This window comes from Acetobacter papayae JCM 25143 (assembly GCF_000613285.1).
Lineage (GTDB): Bacteria > Pseudomonadota > Alphaproteobacteria > Acetobacterales > Acetobacteraceae > Acetobacter > Acetobacter papayae.
In genome coordinates this window covers 40,973-59,355 of the sequence record NZ_BAIN01000001.1, presented here as the reverse complement: position 1 = coordinate 59,355, position 18,383 = coordinate 40,973, and the positions used below count along the sequence as shown (strand labels likewise).

The 18,383-nt window shown below is 60.0% G+C and carries 15 protein-coding genes, 1 tRNA gene and 4 pseudogenes; 6 read left to right on the top strand and 14 right to left on the bottom strand.

Annotated elements, in window-relative coordinates; genetic code table 11:
• Position 1 precedes the first annotated feature (1 nt).
• A complete protein-coding gene (aroC, locus tag JCM25143_RS00305; RefSeq protein WP_025859638.1) occupies positions 2-1,075 on the bottom strand; it encodes a chorismate synthase in 1,074 nt (357 codons plus the stop codon).
• Between the two features lie 9 nt (positions 1,076-1,084).
• Complete coding sequence (fabI, locus tag JCM25143_RS00300) at positions 1,085-1,924, bottom strand: enoyl-ACP reductase FabI (protein WP_025859637.1); 840 nt, start codon at positions 1,922-1,924, stop codon at positions 1,085-1,087.
• A gap of 163 nt (positions 1,925-2,087) precedes the next feature.
• Here fabI and pdxH point away from each other — a divergent pair, with 163 nt between their 5' ends.
• Positions 2,088-2,726 carry a pyridoxamine 5'-phosphate oxidase gene (gene pdxH, locus JCM25143_RS00295; RefSeq protein ID WP_025859636.1) on the top strand — a complete coding sequence of 213 codons (639 nt, stop codon included), beginning with the start codon at positions 2,088-2,090 and terminating at the stop codon, positions 2,724-2,726.
• 130 nt (positions 2,727-2,856) lie between these two features.
• A complete protein-coding gene (locus JCM25143_RS00290; RefSeq protein ID WP_025859635.1) occupies positions 2,857-3,735 on the top strand; it encodes a universal stress protein in 879 nt (292 codons plus the stop codon).
• Between the two features lie 42 nt (positions 3,736-3,777).
• Here the strand turns inward: JCM25143_RS00290 and JCM25143_RS00285 are convergent, their stop codons facing one another.
• The 8 genes and pseudogenes from JCM25143_RS00285 to JCM25143_RS00250 all read right to left on the bottom strand — a co-directional run bounded on the left by JCM25143_RS00285 (position 3,778) and on the right by JCM25143_RS00250 (position 11,636).
• Entirely contained in the window at positions 3,778-4,599 is an 822-nt protein-coding gene (locus JCM25143_RS00285; protein WP_025859634.1) for an MBL fold metallo-hydrolase, read from the bottom strand.
• An 11-nt stretch (positions 4,600-4,610) separates the two neighbouring features.
• Positions 4,611-5,426, bottom strand: a complete 816-nt coding sequence (locus tag JCM25143_RS00280; RefSeq protein WP_051542681.1) for a TatD family hydrolase — start codon at positions 5,424-5,426, stop codon at positions 4,611-4,613.
• Positions 5,423-6,963: pseudogene (gene metG / locus JCM25143_RS15385) on the bottom strand (methionine--tRNA ligase). The gene JCM25143_RS00280 and the pseudogene metG overlap by 4 nt, the downstream one beginning before the upstream one ends.
• A pseudogene (locus JCM25143_RS15380) lies at positions 6,960-7,903 on the bottom strand (DNA polymerase III subunit delta'). Before JCM25143_RS15380 ends, metG begins: the two co-directional pseudogenes overlap by 4 nt.
• Positions 7,904-7,932: 29 nt before the next feature.
• Positions 7,933-8,570 (bottom strand): annotated as a pseudogene (tmk, locus tag JCM25143_RS15375) (dTMP kinase).
• Positions 8,571-8,575: 5 nt separating this feature from the next.
• Positions 8,576-9,792 (bottom strand): annotated as a pseudogene (locus JCM25143_RS15370) (D-alanyl-D-alanine carboxypeptidase family protein).
• A 6-nt stretch (positions 9,793-9,798) separates the two neighbouring features.
• Positions 9,799-10,632, bottom strand: a complete 834-nt coding sequence (locus JCM25143_RS00255; protein ID WP_035370268.1) for a septal ring lytic transglycosylase RlpA family protein — start codon at positions 10,630-10,632, stop codon at positions 9,799-9,801.
• 17 nt (positions 10,633-10,649) lie between these two features.
• Positions 10,650-11,636, bottom strand: coding sequence for a lytic murein transglycosylase (locus tag JCM25143_RS00250; protein WP_025859631.1), 987 nt, complete (start codon positions 11,634-11,636; stop codon positions 10,650-10,652).
• 221 nt (positions 11,637-11,857) lie between these two features.
• On the opposite strand from JCM25143_RS00250, the gene JCM25143_RS00245 reads away from it, so the two are divergent.
• Entirely contained in the window at positions 11,858-12,427 is a 570-nt protein-coding gene (locus JCM25143_RS00245; protein ID WP_025859630.1) for a DedA family protein, read from the top strand.
• Complete coding sequence (locus tag JCM25143_RS00240) at positions 12,424-13,494, top strand: D-alanine--D-alanine ligase (RefSeq protein ID WP_025859629.1); 1,071 nt, start codon at positions 12,424-12,426, stop codon at positions 13,492-13,494. Before JCM25143_RS00245 ends, JCM25143_RS00240 begins: the two co-directional genes overlap by 4 nt.
• Positions 13,495-13,507: 13 nt before the next feature.
• On the opposite strand, the gene JCM25143_RS00235 is transcribed toward JCM25143_RS00240, so the two are convergent.
• Together JCM25143_RS00235 and JCM25143_RS00230 are read right to left on the bottom strand one after the other, a co-directional pair.
• Positions 13,508-15,028, bottom strand: coding sequence for an amino acid permease (locus tag JCM25143_RS00235; RefSeq protein WP_025859628.1), 1,521 nt, complete (start codon positions 15,026-15,028; stop codon positions 13,508-13,510).
• 11 nt (positions 15,029-15,039) lie between these two features.
• Complete coding sequence (locus JCM25143_RS00230) at positions 15,040-15,888, bottom strand: undecaprenyl-diphosphate phosphatase (RefSeq protein WP_025859627.1); 849 nt, start codon at positions 15,886-15,888, stop codon at positions 15,040-15,042.
• On the opposite strand from JCM25143_RS00230, the gene JCM25143_RS00225 reads away from it, so the two are divergent.
• Entirely contained in the window at positions 15,889-16,473 is a 585-nt protein-coding gene (locus JCM25143_RS00225) for an MlaD family protein (protein ID WP_081773416.1), read from the top strand. It abuts the gene before it with no gap.
• A gap of 100 nt (positions 16,474-16,573) precedes the next feature.
• Positions 16,574-16,648: transfer RNA gene (locus JCM25143_RS00220), tRNA-Met, on the top strand.
• Positions 16,649-16,799: 151 nt separating this feature from the next.
• Here JCM25143_RS00220 and JCM25143_RS00215 read toward each other — a convergent pair.
• Positions 16,800-17,246, bottom strand: a complete 447-nt coding sequence (locus JCM25143_RS00215; protein WP_025859625.1) for a DUF4167 domain-containing protein — start codon at positions 17,244-17,246, stop codon at positions 16,800-16,802.
• A 253-nt stretch (positions 17,247-17,499) separates the two neighbouring features.
• A complete protein-coding gene (gene prmC / locus JCM25143_RS00210) occupies positions 17,500-18,381 on the bottom strand; it encodes a peptide chain release factor N(5)-glutamine methyltransferase (protein ID WP_025859624.1) in 882 nt (293 codons plus the stop codon).
• Positions 18,382-18,383 lie beyond the last annotated feature (2 nt).

Genomic DNA, 18,383 nt, shown 5'->3' with positions numbered 1-18,383 from the left:
TTCAGCCTCCCGTCTGCCCCCGATGCCGCAACAGATGGTCTGCCAGTACGCAGGCCATCATGGCCTCACCCACCGGCACAGCCCTGATCCCCACGCACGGATCATGCCGCCCTTTTGTCACCACCTGCGTTTGCTGCCCTGAGCGGGTAATGGAATCCACAGGGGTCAGCATCGAGCTTGTGGGCTTAACGGCAAAACGCGCTACCACTGGCTGCCCGCTGGAAATCCCGCCCAGAATACCACCCGCATGATTGGCCCCAAAAGTAAGCTGGCCATCCTTGCTATACAGGGCATCGGCATTTTCTGGGCCAGTCAGGGATGCGGCGGCAAAACCATCGCCAATTTCCACACCTTTGACGGCATTGATGCTCATAAACGCCGCAGCGATATCTGCATCCAGCTTGCCGTAAATGGGCGCACCCAAGCCCGCTGGCACGCCTTCAGCCACAACCTCGATCACCGCACCGATAGAGGAACCCGCTTTGCGGATATCATGCAGATACGCTTCCCACGCAGCCACAACCCCCTCATCAGGCGAGAAGAACGGATTGCGTTCGACTTCAGCCCAGTCCCAGCGGGTGCGGTCGATGTCGTGCGGGCCTAGCTGCACGAGTGCGCCACGAATTTTTATGCCTTCGCCCAGTACCTTACGCGCTACAGCCCCAGCCGCGACACGGCAGGCCGTCTCACGCGCGGAGGAACGGCCACCACCCCTGTAATCACGGATACCGTATTTCAGATCATAGGTCAGATCCGCATGGCCGGGCCGGTAGCTCTGGGCGATGTCTCCATAATCACGTGAACGCTGATCGGTGTTTTCGATCATAAGAGAAATGGGCGTGCCTGTCGTTTGTCCTTCAAAGACACCCGAGAGAATACGCACCTCATCCGCCTCGCGCCGCTGCGTGGTAAACGCCGACTGGCCAGGCTTGCGGCGGTCCAGAAACGGCTGGATATCCGCCTCGCTCATGGGAATACGCGGCGGACAGCCGTCAATGACACACCCGATGGCAGGCCCGTGGCTTTCGCCCCAGGTGGTGACACGGAACAGATGACCGAACGTATTATAGGACACGGCTAAACCTCAGTCAGAGGCAACAGAAAGATCAGGAGCGGAAGGGTTTTTCATGCCCACCATATGGTACCCGCAATCGACATGGTGCACCTCGCCCGTCACGCCCGATGACAGGTCGGAGAGCATATAAAGCCCTGCCCCGCCTACTTCCTCCAGCGTCACGTTCCGCTCAAGCGGGGCGTTGTACTGGTTCCATTTGAGGATATAGCGGAAATCGCCAATACCGCTGGCGGCCAGCGTCTTGATCGGTCCGGCGGAAATCGCATTGACGCGAATGGCGTCACGCCCCAGATCAGCCGCCATATAACGCACGGAGGCCTCAAGCGCTGCCTTGGCCACGCCCATAACATTGTAATGCGGCATAACGCGCTCGGCCCCAAGGTAGCTCAGCGTCAGCAGCGAGCCGCCTTTTTTCATCAGCCGCGCTGCGCGCTGCGCCACCGCCGTGAAAGAGAAGCACGAAATATCCATGGCGGTCAGAAACGCTTCACGCGGGGTATCAACATACCGGCCACGCAGATACTGCTTGTCCGCCCAGCCAATGGCATGCACCACGAAATCCAACTCACCCCATTCTTTTTCCAGAATGTCGAAAGTGGCATCGATAGCAGCATCGTCGGTTACATCGCACGGCAGCACCAGCTTTGCGCCAATACTTTCCGCCAGCGGCTGCACGCGCTTGCCCAGTGCATCGCCCTGATAAGTAAAGGCCAGTTCGCCACCCTGCGCCGCAACGGCGGATGCAATAGCCCAGGCAATGGACTTGTCATTGGCAACTCCCATCACCAGGCCTCTCTTGCCCTTCATCAGAGTGCCCTGCGCGGCCGGTACAGTGTGGGAAGAAGACATGCGATAACCTCAGCCTATGCGAGTGAAAACCAGTGGGGTGTTGCGCCGTGGTTGGTCGCACACCCGGAGCGGTGAAACAAGCCCGAACGCTACTCCCATACTTCAAAGCAGCCCTTCACGGGAGTATGAGTGAAGTAGAAACCGCAGCATACGAGTAAACGCCATGACGGATACCCCCTCGCCTCTTTCCGCTCCCCCACGCGATGACCTGCCGCTGATCGACCTGCAAGCGGACCCTTTCACACTCTTTGAAAGCTGGATGGCCGAGGCGGAAAAAACCGAAATAAACGACCCGAACGCCATGGTGCTGGCCACAGCAACACCAGATGGCCGCCCCTCCGCCCGTATAGTCCTGCTCAAAGGTGCGGACCGGCGTGGCTTTGTTTTCTACACCAACCTTGATAGCCGCAAGGGTAATGAACTAGCGGCCAATCCGCATGTGGCGCTGCTGTTCCACTGGAAAGGCCTGCGCCGGCAAATCCGAATCGAAGGCCCGGTCAGCCCTGTGAGCCCTGCCGAGGCGGACGCCTATTTTGCGAGTCGTAGCCGGGTCTCGCGTCTGGGAGCCATTGCCTCTGACCAGTCCCGCCCGCTGGCTTCCCGCACGGTGTTTGAAGAGCGCCTGCACAATGCAGAGGCCCTCTATGGTGAAGGAGCCATTCCGCGCCCCGCCAACTGGTCCGGCTACCGCGTTAGCCCCGAACATTTCGAATTCTGGCAGGAACGCCCATTCAGGCTGCATGACCGCGCAATCTGGGAGCGGGCAGATGCAGGCTGGCAGGTCACACGCCTTTATCCCTGAGCCACAGCCCTGCCCGATCAGCCCCCACTCTGCCAGCCGGAAGAGAACCCGGCTGGACATTGATCCAGCGCAACGTCGATGATGGTCTGGCGTAATAAGATGTAAACACGGCCCGAAGGAAGGAAGCCCCATGAAAGAAGTGCGAAAAATCCTGCTGCCCATGCCCAGCGTCTCCAATGGAGAGGCGGCCCTGACACGAGGCTATAATTTCGCACGGCGTTTCGGCGCGCATCTGGCCATATTACACGTCAGAACCGACGGACGGGACATTGCCCCCCTTGCGGGCGAAGGCCTGTCCGGGGCGATGGTGGAAGAACTCATGCGCTCGGCGGAGCACGAAAGCTCGCGCCATGCCCATGATGTGCACACGCTTTTCGAGCGCTTTGCCGCAGCTAACCCTGATGTGCCGCTGGTTTCGCGTCATTCCGCCAACGGCCTGCCTTTCCCCAGTGTCAGCTTTACCGTTCTACGCGGCGTTGAAAGCGAGATCATTCCCTCCCATGCCCGTCTGTCCGATTTTACGCTGGTGCCGCACCCGGATTCAGGCCGCGAGGTTTCCTCTTCCGAAACATTGCATGCCGTGCTGTTCGATAGTGGCCGCCCCGTAGTCATGGCACCACGCACGCCCCCCGTGGGGCTGATCAAGCGCGTGTGCATCGGCTGGAACGGCACGGCGGAATCCTCCGCCGCGCTGCATGGCGCACTAGCATGGGCCGCCGAGGCCGAGGCCGTGCGCGTTCTGCACTGCGAGGACTACCAGCGCCGTGGCCCCAGCGCACAGGACGTGCTGGACTATCTGGCCCTGCACGGCATTGAGGCCGATGCGGTGGAGTTCCCTCCGGTGGATCGCGATGTCGGTAAAGGACTTATGGCCGCCTGCACGGATTTCGGCGCCGACCTGCTGGCCATGGGGGCGTATTCTCACTCACGCCTGCGCCAGCTTATTCTGGGTGGTGTTACCCGCCATGTTCTCGAACACGCGGACCTGACCGTTCTGATGAGCCGCTAGCCTGAATGCGGGGCGGCATCACCGCCCCGCTTCATGGCCTTTTTACGCTACTTGCTGATTGTTCGCCCGTGGTGGGTCTGGCAGGTCGATGCTCAGGCCGTCATATGCAGGCTCCACTCCATCGGGCAGAATTGCACAGAGTGATGCCCAGTCCATGGCAACCCCCATATGGGTCAGGATCGTGCGCCGGGGCTTTATCCGCTCACGCCATTCCATCACCCGGTCAAGCCAGGCATGAGCCACATGGGGTGTGAGCTGAAAACAGTCCACTATCCAGGTATCCACACCTTCCAGCACATTCAGGCTCTGCTCTGAAAGCTCCACAACATCCGTGCTGTAGGCAAAATTCCCGCATCGCACGCCGCTAGAACCAGCATAACCGTGCTGCTGCTCGATAAACGTGAAGGCATAACTGCCTATCGCGGTTTCCTTGCCGATTTCGAAAGGGTGAGCCTCCAGCACCGCCCGGAAAAAACCCGGCGGCTTCCATGGCTTGAACACAAAACTGAAGCGCTGTTCAATTTCGGCCAGCACTTCGGCCGTGCCATAGGCCTTAATAGGCTGGCCTATCACCCGGTTGACGGCACGCACCTCGTTAATACCATCGACATGGTCGGAATGGCCATGCGTATAGATAATAGACTGAAAGCGGCTGATACGCTGCGCCAGAAGCTGCGCACGCAGGTCTGGCCCGGTATCGATCAGCACAGCCTCGCCATTATCCATCTGCAAGAGGATAGAGGAACGGGTACGCCTGTTGCGGGGTTCGCTAGGGTCGCAGTCGCCCCAGTCCCCCCCGCCGTCTTCACCACCGACCATGGGTACACCAGCAGAGCCGCCGCAGCCCAGAACAACCACTTTCATAAACCCGCTCCCTAGACTGCCTTACGGAACAGGCGAAAGAAATTGGCCGTTGTCAGATCTGCAAACGCGCTTTTATCCATGCCCCGCTCTTGCGCCAGACGCTCGGCCGTATAGGCCACCCATGCGGGCTGGTTGCGTTTGCCGCGCCTTGGCACCGGTGCCAGATAAGGGGCATCCGTTTCCACGACAATTCGCTCATCCGGCACGCTCTGGGCCACTGCACGAATTTCATCGCATTTGGGAAAGGTTGCTATACCCGAAAAGCTGACATAACCGCCAAGAGCCAGCACCCGCTGCGCCAGTTCCGGCCCGGATGCAAAGCAGTGCAGAAGAATAGGGAACGCACCTTTGGCGTATTCATCTTCCAGCACTGCCGCCACATCGTCATCCGCCTGACGGGCATGGATGATCACCGGCACATCCAGCAGACGTGCTGCTGCGATATGACGGCGAAAACTCTCCTGCTGCAACGGACGTATGGCGTCCTCGCCATGGAAATAGTCCAGTCCGGTTTCACCAATGCCTATTACCTCTGGCCTGTCGGCCATGGCGGCAATCTGCTCAGCCGGGGGCAGATGTTCTTCATCCACATGGTCAGGATGGGTGCCAATCGTGCACCAGACACGCAGGTCCGGTTTATCATGGCCTGCCAGCGCAAGCTGTTCGCCTGCGCGTGACAGGCGCGTGCCGATCGTAACCAGACCGGCAAGCCCTGTCTGCCGGGCCTCATCCAGCAGGAGGGGCAGTTCCTCATCGGAAAAATGATCGAGATGGCAGTGGGTATCGATCAAACAGCCCTGACCCACTCCATTTGCGGCGCTACTCATGGCGCTGCTTCCGGCTCGACATAGCGGGGGAACAGTCCCTGTGGTGCAGGAAGCGCGCGCCCTGCAGGCAGAGGCACCTCAAGTGCGGCAAGGCTACGCTCGTCGGGCTGCACAGCAAGCTGGTCGAGCATACGCTCCATGGTCTGAGGCATGAAAGGCTGAAGAACCGTGGCAATACCCCGCAGCGCATCCAGCAGAACCCGCAGGACGCTGGCCATGCGCACCGTGTCAGTCTTGCGCAACGCCCAGGGTGCCTGATGGTCGATATACGCATTGCAGGCGCGGATAACCTTCCAGACATCCTCCAGCGCATCCGTCAGGGCACTGCGTTCCAGTTGCGTGGCCATAAGCTGGGGCAGCACCGCCACCTGTGCGAGAAGCTGCTTATCCTCAACCGTTGGCTCACCCCGCGCAGGATCATCGCCTCGCAGTTTTTCGCAACCAGTGAGAGCGTGCGCTGGGCAAGGTTGCCCAGATCATTGGCCAGCTCGACATTATTGCGCGTAATCAGCGCCTTGCGCGACAGATCGCTATCCCCGCCAAACGGCACTTCACGCAAAAGGAAGAAACGCACCGCATCAAGGCCGAACTCACGCACGAGATCGCGCGGGTCAATAACATTGCCGATCGACTTGCTCATTTTCTGGCCTTCGACCGTCCACCAGCCATTGGCGAAAATCCGGCTGGGCACATCAATGCCCGCGGCCATAAGGAACGCAGGCCAGTAAACAGCGTGAAAGCGTGCAATGTCCTTGCCGACAAGATGCAGGTCCGCTGGCCAGTAGGCCGCCCGTGCACCATCCATGTCAGGAAAGCCCAGCGCGCTCAGGTAATTGGCCAGCGCATCAAACCACACATACATGACATGGGCCTCATCCCCCGGCACGGGAATACCCCATTTAAAGCTCGTGCGGCTGATTGACAGGTCACGCAGCCCCTGACGGACAAAGCTGATAATCTCGTTGCGTGCACCATGTGGCCCCAGAAATTCCGGGCACTGCTCATATAGTTCCAGCAGCCGGTCCTGAAACGCGGAAAGACGGAAGAAGTAAGAGGGCTCCTTGACCCACTCCACCGGAGCACCCGTGGGTGCCAGCTTCTGACCATCTGGCCCGGTGGTCAGTTCGTCCTCACCGTAGAAACATTCATCCCGCAGGGCGTACCAACCTTCATACGCGCCAAGATAAATGGCATCGTTCTGCGCAACACGTTCCCACAGGGCCTGCGCTCCGGTCACGTGGCGCGGCTCGGTCGTGCGGATAAAATCGTCATACGAAATGGCCATGGAATCAGCCATATCGCGGAAATCAGCAGCAATACGGTCAACAAAGGCCTGCGGCTCAACACCGGCGGCCTGTGCTGCCTGCTCCACCTTCTGACCATGCTCGTCGGTGCCGGTCAGAAAAAACACATCATGACCGGCCAGACGGTGGAACCGCGCCATGACATCCGCCGCGATAGATGTATAGGCGTGCCCGATATGCGGCGCACCGTTTACATAATAGATGGGAGTAGTAACGTAAAAACGACGGGTCATGCTTGGCTCGCAATCGTCATGGCTTCGAGTAGGGCTTCCTGTTTATCCAGGTTGAAACGCTCTGTTTCACCATATAGGCGTACAAGGGTCTCCCATGCACGCGCACAGGCAAGACCATGAGCGCTTCCACTCAGCGCGGCCTGTCTGGCCACCGCCTGAAGCCGATCTGATAACAGGCTGAAAAACAGATCGAAACCATATTCCTTGCGCAGAACCATTTCCGCGACTTCATAACCTTCCAATGCACTGAAACCTGCACACACGCGCTCGACACAACGGGCGATTTCACCCTGCGTATCGGCCAGCAGGGCAAGTGCGCGGCCGGGGCCCCGTGGGCCAGTGCAGTCACGCGCTCCAGCTCAGCCGGATCGGCCTCAGGCGCTATAGTGCGCAGTACCGCCCCCATGGTGCGGGCATCAAGCCCTCCGAGCGCAAGCCTGCGGCACCGGCTGCGAATAGTCGGCAACAGACGTCCGGGGGCTGAGCTTGTCAGAAGCAGGATGGTTGCAGGCGGAGGCTCTTCGAGTATTTTCAGTAGCGCATTGGCCGCACTGCGGTTCATCCATTCTGCGCCATCGACAATAACAACGCGCCAACCACCTTCCGCGGCGGTACGGCGCAAAAACGCATTGATGGGCCGCACATCGTCCGCAACGATCTCGGAGCGATAGCGCTGGCGCTTTTCATCAAAACCGCGCTCAACCACCAATAGGTCGGCATGGGTGGCAGCAGAAACGCGCCGGCCTGCCGGGCTGTCCGCCTGCGTGGCTCCCAGCAGCAGACGCCCCAGCGCAAAGGCAAACGTGGCCTTGCCAATACCGGGCGGGCCGGTAATCAGCCACGCATGGGGCATACAGCCCCGCTCCAGCGCCTGACGGAATACGTCAAGCCCGGCCTCATGCCCCTGCAATGCCAGTGAGGCAAGGCGTGGGCCTGTAATGGTAGTGCCTGTCTCCCCCATGCCCGGCCTCACGCCTGACAGACCAGAGCCAGAATATCCTCCACAATCCGGTGGCTGATCTGCCCGGCCTCTTCCTGCGCGGTGTTCACACGCCTGACCCGTTCAGGCTCATGGAGGGCCATGGCCTCAAAACCCTCCGCTACACGCGCATGAAAGTCTTCATCCGCCTGCTCGTATCGGTCCGGGCGTCCCGCACGGGCGGCAAGCCGCTGGCGCGCAATGGCGCGCGGCACTTCGAGCAGGAAAGTCCTGTCCGGCCGGAGGGCCAGCATAGCGGTCAGGTTACGGATCAGGGCCAGAATACCCGCCTGCCCCGCCGCACGGCCATAGCCCTGATAGGCCAGTGTGGAATCGGTAAACCTATCACACAGGACAATCTGCCCTGCTTCGAGCGCAGCAGGATCACACGATCCACATGGTCGTAACGTGCGGCGAAATGCGCCAGAATTTCGGCCCGCAGAGAAAGCGGGTTATTGCCGAACAGCAGGAGCTGGCGCAGGTCTTCCGCGCCGGGAGAACCTCCCGGCTCGCGCGTAATCAGCACGTCATGCCCGCGTTCACGCAGGGCTTCGCCCACCAGCCGTAACTGGGTGGACTTGCCTGCGCCTTCACCGCCCTCAAGCGTTATAAACACACCCTTGTACATACCCGTTACAGATGCAGCCTGCGCGCGGCCCGCCCGACAAGGCCAAGAGCAGGCACGGAGCTTGCGGCTTCAACCGGCACCTGCGCCTGCTTGCCGCCCGGTAGAGAAACGGTAATGCGGCCCACAACCTGCCCCTGCGTAACGGGGGCCACCAGCGGGCTGTTATAGTCCAGCGCAAGCTGGGTGCCATTGCGCCAGCCATGGGGCAGAAGTAGTTTCAGATCCTGTGCCGCGACCAGAGCCACTGTGCGCTCGGCCCCCATCCATACCGGGGCCTGCTCTACGATATCGCCTTTATGGACAACCCAAGCGGTTTCAAAATTGGCGAAAGCCCAGCCCATGAGCCGTTCACCCTCACGCCACGCTCGCCGGAGGATGTAAGCCCGTTAATGGCCATGATAACCCGCCTGCCCTCACGCTCGGACGAGGCGCACAGCCCGAAACCACCTGCATCCGTGTGGCCGGTCTTCAGCCCGTCGGCCAAACCTTTCACCACCAGACTGTTGCGGTTTTCCTGACGGATATTGTTGTAGAAAAACTCTTTTTCGGAAAAGAAGTGGTAATATTCTGGGAAATCATGAATCAGACGCAGCGCGAGATACGCCACGTCCCGCGCGGACATGTAATGCCCCTCCGCGGGCCAGCCGGTCGCATTCATGAAATGGGAATTGCTGAGCCCCAGACGCGCGGCGGTCTCGTTCATCAGCGCGACGAACTGCTCCTCCGAACTGGCGATCCCCTCCGCCAGAACAATGCACGCATCGTTACCGGATTGAATGACCATGCCCTGAATAAGGTCCTGCACGGGCACGCTCTGGCCCAGCGGCAGGAACATTCTGGAGCCCTGCATACGCCATGCGCGCTCACTCACAGGCAGGGTCTGATCAAGTTTCAGGCGCCCCGTACGCAGCATGCCAAACGTGACATAAGCTGTCATCATCTTGGTTAGTGATGAGGGGGGCATACGCTCGTCGGCATTTTTTTCCAGCAGGGGGGCTCCACTGCTGTAATCAAGAATGCAGGCCCAGCGCGCGGAGGTCTCGACCGGGCCAACGGGCGTTGTGGCCGGGGCGGGCGGCGGCGCATCGGCTGGGGCCTGTTTTGCGGCAGTTGCCGCACGGCCACGCGTTTTGCCCCAGGCATCCGCCACAAGGCTGCTCGAAACACCGCCACAAAAAAGGGCCGCGCCCCCTGTGAGTAAGAACCGTCGGGTCTGCAACATGTTTTCCTATTCGACGACGATATGAGAGCCAGTCAGTCCGGCGGCCAGTGCCCGTCTCAGCGCTGAATCCGCGTCCTGTATAGTCGTAAACGGTCCAAAGCGCACCGCCCACATCATGCCATATCCGGCAGTCAGATCGGGGCGTATCACCCCCCCGTATCGGGCTGCCTGAACCATGGCGCTGTAGCGCGATGTCAGGTCCATAACCTCTACCCAGAGCATACCCGGCGCGGCCCAACCCTGCCTAACCTCGGCTGGCAGAGCGGGTAGCGTCAGGCCTGTTTTCGGCGTAGCGGCATCTCCCGCCTGCACCGCCATACCCACGGTAGAACTCCCCTGTCCGGACAGGTCCGTCTGGGTAACACCCTCACGCGGGGCCGCACTGATTTCGAGCTTCGGCGCACCGGGCAGGATTTCCGCCAGCCTGCGGCTTTCCGCTTCGTTCTCGACAACCCGCACGCGGGCAGGGCCCTCTCCCATGCCCAGCAGATCAGCCGCCCGCGCTGAAAGCGACAGCATGCGTCCGGCCTGTGCAGGGCCACGGTCATTCAGGCGAACCACCACCTCACGCCCGTTTTCAAGATTGGTTACGCTTACAATGGCCGGTAGTTGCAGGGTCTGGTGCGCGCCGGTCATGGCCATGCTGTCACGCACTTCACCATCGGCGGTGAGTTCGCCGTCCTGCCCATGGTCACGTACGGCAAGCCCTGTATCCTGCCATGCAAAATCCTCACGCGGGTAGAACCACCGCCCGTCCGCCTGCCATGAAGCTCCGGTTACGTAATGCGGGTCAGGCGTTGCCTGTGGCTCGCGCCGGCAGGCCACCAGCAGCAAACCCATACATAAAACCGCTTTTTTCACGTTATCGCATCACCCAGAATACCAACCGCCAGCGCATAGAAGTCCGAAGCGTTGTAACGGCGTATTACATTGAAATTATGGTAAACGACAAACGCTTCACCACCGGGCCCATCCGGGCGGATAACCGCCCCCATAGCCGCATTATCGGCAAAACGCCCGGCACGGGGCCGCACACCCTGCTGCACCCACCATGATAGCGGCCTGACATGGCTGCGCCCGAGTTGGGCCTGCGCCATGGAATCCGGCACAATCACGGCTTCGCCCCATATTGCCCCATCCTGCCAGCCGCTCCGGGCCAGATAATTGGCAATGGAGGCGAATACATCCGCCTCGTTACGCCAGATATCGGGCCGTCCGCCTTCGGGGTAGCTGACAGCAAAACGCTCATAGGCGCTGGGCATGAACTGGGGTTGCCCCATCGCCCCCGCATAGCTGCCCAGCATGGCGCGCGGCTCCATACCGCCCTGGGCAAGAATATGCAGCGCCTTGAATAGCTCGCCCCTGAAAAACGCAGCCCTCCGCCCTTCAAAAGCCAGTGTGGCCAGCGCATCGATAACGGAAAACTTGCCCATACGGGTGCCATAGGCAGATTCCAGCCCCCAGATGCCAGCAATCACGCCCCGGCTGACCTTGTACTGCCCGCCAATCTGGCCGATGCGCTCGCCCTGTTCGGTCATGGCTTGGAGGCCATCGGACAGCTTTTTTTCCGTCAGCACCCTGTCCTTGTACTGCGCCCATGTCAGAACCTGCTCCGGCTGGTGCCGATCCGCCTTGATAACGGCTGCATTGGGGGTTTTGCACAGGGCCAATGCCTGATCGATTACCCCCGCCGGAAGACCCTGCCCCAGCGCCTCGTGCCTGACACCGGCCAGAAAGGCGGCATAGGTAGCAGGCTGCCCCCATGCCCTGCACACAGGCACACTAGAAAGCCCCGTAAAGGCCGAGGCGGCCAAACCGCGAACAAGCAGAGTTCTTCTATCCATTATCCCCTCGTCCCGGCTGCCTTGCGCCGCCTGTGCCATGACTGACGCCTTCCCGTCTAGCACCCTGTTCGCGCGTTCATCCACTCTCTTTTCCCGTATGGGGCCTGCCGTGCTCCAGCTTGACAGGACACCGGCTTGAGCGCCTCCTGCAACGGGTTCATCCTGCCCTGTATCCCAGCCGGGCACAGACCCGCACAACAGGAGAGGAGAGCCGGGGTTCCTTGCTTGAGCATGTCCTTCACCTGACAGCCGCAAGCCCTTTTATGCAGGTTGTCATCATCATTCTGGCCACCTTTGTGCTGGAAGACGCCGCCACGCTGATTACCGCCATTCAGGTTCAGCTCCATGTCGTATCCCCTTTCGCGGCGCTGACGGCCCTTTATTCAGGAATCGTTCTGGGCGATGTTGGGCTGTATGGCCTTGGCGCTCTGGCGGCATGCTGGCCACCCGCCCGGCGGTGGGTCGACATGCCGGGTATTAGCCAGCAACGCCAGTGGCTGACACGCAACCTGTTCAGGGCTGTGTTTATCAGCCGTTTCATTCCCGGCACGCGCCTGCCGCTTTATACCGCGTGTGGTTTTTTTCGTGCGGGGCTGAAAACCTTCACACTGGCCACCGTGCTGGCCACCATGCTGTGGACAACAGGGCTGTTCCTGCTTTCGCTCAAAATCGGCGCTTTCCTGCTGGCGCATCTGGGCGCGTGGCGTTGGGCTGGCATTGCAGGTTTTGCGGCACTCATGATCCTTTCGGGGCGGGTTGCCGCCCGCATCAGGAAAAACCACAACTCATGACCGATGATACTTCAGCCAAGGCGGCCAACCCGCTCTCCCTGTTTGAATTCTGGCCCGGCTGGCTCTTTTATACCCCGGTAGTGCTGTACTGGTTCCTGCTCGGCCTGCGCTATCGCAGCCTGACCGTGCCGACCGCCGCCAACCCGCGCATTGTCACAGGCGGGCTGTGTGGAGAAAGCAAAAGCAGTATTCTGGACATGGCAGGCTCATATGCCTCCGGCTGGATTGCCCCCTACACAACCCTGACCACCGGCAAGGACGACGCAACCCGCGCACGTGCTGCCATCAAGGCCAAAGGCCTTGAACTGCCCGTGGTGGTCAAACCCGATATTGGCTGCAACGGCACCGGCGTACGCCTTGTGCGCACACAGGCTGATCTGGAAAAAACACTGGCGGCTTTTCCGCGCGGGATCGATCTGGTTATCCAGCGCCTCATTTTATTGCCGCATGAGGCGGGGCTGTTCTACATCCGCCACCCCGATGACCCTCAGGGCCATATTTCGTCCCTGACCTACAAGGACATCCCGAGCATAACCGGCAACGGCCGCGACACGGTTCTGGAGCTTATCCGTCAGGACAACCGCGCTGCCCGCCTGCCAGAACTGTATGAAAAACGCCTGAAAGAACGCCTGCACACCGTTCTGCCCGAAGGCGAGCGGATGGAACTGCTCTTTACCGGCAACCACTGCAAGGGCGCGGTCTTCCATAACGGCAAGGAGGATATCACCCCTGCCCTCACCGCGCGCATAGACGCGATCATGCAGGATATTCCCGATTTTCATTTCGGGCGTATCGATGTGAAATTCCGCTCGCGCGAGGCCCTGCGTAACGGGGAGGATTTCGAAATTATCGAAGTCAACGGTGTCGGCTCCGAAGCCACCCATATCTGGGATTCTCGCACCACACTCAAGGAAGCCTACGCAGCCCAGTTTCACCACTACGGCGAAAGCTTTCGCATTGGTGCAAGCAAGGTCGCGCAAGGGTGGCGGCCTACCAATCTGTGGCGCGGCATTCGCCTATGGCGGTGGCAGAAAAGGCTTCTGGCTTCCTACCCCCCCAACGACTAGGCGGGTTCTGGCCTCACGGGCCGGATTCCGCCTGCCCCATCCGTGAATGATGGCGGCCGTAAAACCGGTAAAACGCCCAGCCTGCCAGCGCGTAGCCCACAAGCAGCGCAACTGGCAGCGGATTGCCCTGCCACAACGCCAGCGCCATGTCGGCAGCAAGCGGCACGATCATGACAAGGCAGAACAGCACACCCAACAGCGGCACATAACCAATCCAGATACCCCGTATCCAAAACCCGCCCAGAGGCACCCGGAAGACACGCGGCATATCCGGCTCGACATTCCGCAGCCAGATAACCGTCAGGCACACGACCCCAAACGCCATGGCCGTGCCAAGGCTTACCAGATCACCAATCATTTCAACCGGCAGCACCGCCGTTGCCAGAGCAACCCCGACACCCAGCACCAGTGTTCCGTGCCATGGGGTGAGAAAGCGTGGGTGCAGCCTGCGAAACAAAGCGGAAAGCAGGCCATCTTCCGCCATTGTATAGAAAATACGGCTCTGGGCGTATAACAGCCCCAGCAAAACCGAGCACAGGCCGATAACCGCCCCAAGCTTGATACACAAAGCAAGCCATGGTTGGCCCATAACCCCAACTGCCACGGCCAGCGGGTCTGCCACACCGAGCCCCCGCCATGGCACCACGCCCACCAGCACAGCAGCCACGGCCATATAAAGCCCCGTACACACGACCAGCGCCCCGACAATACCCAGAGGCACATCGCGACGGGGGTTACGGGCCTCTCCCGCTGCAGTGGAAACCGCCTCAAACCCGACATAAGCGAAAAAAATCAGCGACGCGGCACGAAAAATACCCGGCACACCGTAATGCAATCCGCCTTCATAAGCCGGGATAAAAGGGGTCCATAACGCAGGCCGGACCCACCATACCCCTACCCCCACAAACAGAAGCAGCACCCCGACCTTGAGGAGCACAATAGCGGCATTGATACGAAAAGACTCCCGCACCCCCACAAGCAGCACACTGGTTACAAGCAGGATGGAAGCGGCCCCCGGCAAATCAAGCCTCAGCCCGAAATGCACCGTCTGGGTAGAAGCCCCCTGCGCCACCTGCACTGTTGTCGTGCTCAGGGACTGAGGCACCAGCATGCCAAAATCATGCAGCAGGCTGACAAGATAGCCCGACAGCCCCGAGGCCACACCCGCACAGGAAATGCCGTATTCAAGCAGCAGGAGCCAGCCAACAGCCCATGCCCAGCCTTCCCCCAGCGAAACATATGCATAGGTATAGGCCGACCCGGCCACCGGCATAAGAGACGCCAGTTCGGCGTAGGATAGCGCAGTAAAAAGGCAGGCCACCCCTGCCAGCATAAACGAAAGCAGCACGGCTGGCCCGGCGTAATCCGCCGCCGCCACACCGGTCATGACATAAATACCAGCCCCGACCGTAGACCCAACCCCAAGCAGGACAAGATGCACCGGCCCAAGTGTGCGGCGCAAAGAGCCCGCGGCACCTTCGCGCCCCGCATGTTCAAGCCGCTTGCGACGGTGCACAGACGGCACAGCCGCCATATCCGCCCGCCTCAGCCCATGAAACGCAAGGCGAGAAACGCCACGCCGCCCAGCACCATGCAGTACAGGGCAAAGGGGGTCATGGCCCAGCGGTCATGACTGCGGAAATAACGCATGAGAAACGCGGTGCTGGCCAGCGCGGTAACCCCGGCGACAACGGCTGCCGCCATGGCAAGGTGGATCTGCCCAGCATCTGGCGGCGCATGCCACAGCTTGAAACCCTCGCGCACGGTCGCGGCAATAATGACAGGCTGCGCCATAAGAAAGGAAAAGCGTGCCGCCGCATCATGGTGCAGGCCGCGCAAAAGCCCACCACAGATTGTCGCCCCCGAGCGCGACAGGCCGGGAAAAAACGCCAGACACTGGAACAGACCGATCACCACGGCATCACGCGAGGTCAGGCCGGCAATACAGCGCACCTCACGGGTAACCACACTGCTGCGCAGCCGCTCTGTCAGCAGTAGCAAAAGCCCGTTCAGAAACAGGAACACCGCCGCCGATGAGGCCGAGCCAAAAAACGAACGGAGCAGATGCTCGAACAGCCCCCCCACCACAACCGCAGGGATGGTTGCAACAATCAGCAGCCAGAAAATATGCAGGCTTTCAAGCTGGATACGCTGCCCGTCCCGCCCGACAGCCCCCAGAAACAGCGCACGCCAGTCCCTGAAAAAAAACACCAGCAGGGCAACAGAGGTGCCCAGATGCAGCATGACCAGAAAAGGAAGGAACGACACATCGTGCAGGTCGTAATTCCAGTGCAGCAATGCTGGCAGAATAACGGCATGCCCCAGACTACTGACCGGGAAAAGCTCTGTCGCGCCTTGCAGCAACGCCATGATAAATGCCTGCATGTACGACATATGCGCCTGTATCCCCATTACTCTTTTCTTATTGATGTCCTTGCACCATGCCCCCGATGGCTGCAAGGTTTTCGTCCGGCCCTGATAACAGGCCGGGAACAGGTAGCCATAAAAGAAGGTAAAAACATGATGAGGCAGAGCCGCACAGGCGCATGGATTTTCAGTGGCGCTGTTTTGCTGGCTGCAGCGGGTTTTGCCTCCTACGCGCTGGGAACACAAAAAGCCCCAGGCGGCAATGGCTACGAACTGTCCGCCCGGTTTGTTTCAGCAAACGGGCTGACCCGTGGCGCGGATGTCGAACTGGCAGGCGTGCGGGTCGGGCGGGTATCTTCCATTACTCTGGACCCCGCCAGTCAGATGGCACTTGTGCGCTTTCGGCTCGCCTCGTCGCTACGGCTACCACAGGACAGCACGCTCAGCATTGGCAGTGCCACGCTGGCATCAGAAAACGCGCTTATGATCGAACCGGGGCATGACAGCACATACGCCCCTCCCGGTGCCCTGCTGACCCACACACAGGAACCTACGAGCCTTGAGCAGCAGGTCAGTAATTATATCTTCGGTTCCGGCAACCTTGGGCCGTAAGGACCCTGCGGTAAGCGCATGATCTACAAAAAGAAACAAAAACCATAAACACGGGTTGACGCCCATGCCGGAACACGGTAGATCAGCGCCAACAAACGATGGCGGCGTAGCTCAGTGGTAGAGCAGGGGAATCATAATCCCTTGGTCGGCGGTTCAAATCCGTCCGCCGCTACCAGTTTTTTTCATAAAAACTTGGTTTTTTCAAAGACACCACGGCAATAGCCGTGCGTCTTTGCGCGTCATGCGTATAGATTCTGCATGGACATCACCCTTCCCATGCCATCAGCCACAATCAAGCTATGACATGGGAAGAGTGCTGGAACTGCTTAGCCCTCTGACAGTTCGGGCTGCGGTTCCATAGCCAGATCCCTGACTTCGCCCTCTTCTTCCGCATCAGCTTCAGGCGCTTTATCCTCGCCGTCTTCCGTCGCGTTATTCTGGTTACGCTGCTGGCGACCGGCCTGACGCTCAGCGCGCTCGATCTGGCTCTGCTGAGCGGCCTGCGCCATGGCATTCATGATACGGAAATAATGTTCGGCATGCTGGAAATAGGCTTCAGCCGCCACACGATCCCCAGAGCCTGTGGCATCGCGGCCAAGCTGGAGATATTTTTCAAAAAGCTGCTGGGCGGTGCCGCGCACCCTCACATCCGGGCCATGGCTGTCGAAAACGTGGTTCCGGTTCATGGGAATCTGGCCGCTCGACTGCCTGGAGGACGATCCACTGCTCCCGCCAGAACGATGATGTCTGGTCCGCATCCGCTTTACATTCATGGGCTTACCACAGCGCTTTCCTGTTCATGGCACTTTACATGGGAGCGGGCCATTCCTGACGGGCCAGTTCCTGAATGAAGGTCCAAATTGTTTTTCTGGAGGGGCACTTCTAATAGGCAGCAACATGGTCATTGCCAGATATAAAGGCCCGTACCGCTTGTTTGGCCTAACGAGGTTACAACAACCCACAGATGGCCTTTTTGATCAAGCTCTTTTACATTACCAACCACAGGCCTTAAAGCAACCGCTTTTTTCATATCGGCTGATGCCGCATGACTACCGCGCGGGATATGCCCTCAAAATCGGGCCGCACCTCAGCCACGTCGAGATGGTTTTCAGCCGCCAGCGCCCTCAGATCCGCTTCCTGCCCTATGCCGATTTCAAAGACCCCAAGCCCATCCGGCGTAAGCCGGGCTGGCAGGTCTGTGCACAGCAGGCGGTACGCATCCAGCCCATCCCGACCGCCATCCAGTGCGCGCACGGGTTCATGGTTTCGGACTTCGGGCATCAGTTCCGCCAGGTCGCGCGTAGGAATATAGGGCGGATTGCTCAGCACGAGATCAAACCGGGCCTCTGGCGCCAGTGCGTCCGTCCAGCTTCCCGCAATAAAAGCCGCACGACCACCAAGCCCGCAACGCGCGGCATTGCCTGCGGCAAGAACTGCCGCCTGCGGGCTGATATCCACCCCCATACCCCATGCCTGCTTATATTCGCTCAGCACGGCCAGCAGAATACAGCCGGTTCCCGTACCCAGATCCAGCACCGATAGTGGCGCATCCCTGTCGGGAAAATGATCCAGCACGCAGGATACGAGCGTTTCCGTATCGCCACGCGGCACAAGGCTGGCGGAGGAGACTGCCAGATCGAGTGTCCAGAACCCTTTCTGCCCAGTAATATAAGCAAACGGCTCATGCTGCGTACGGCGCGCCACCCAGTCCAGATAGCACGCCTGATCAACCTCGCTACGAGGTGAAAGGGCCAGCATCTGCTCGGCAGTCAAACCCAGTGCGTGCTGCAACAGCAGTCTGGCTTCACGTCTCGGGTTTTCTACGCCGGCTTCCGCCAGAGCCTGTGCACCCTGCCGTAAAAGCTGTTCTATTGGCGCCTGTCCCCGGTTATGATCCGCAAATGTCACGT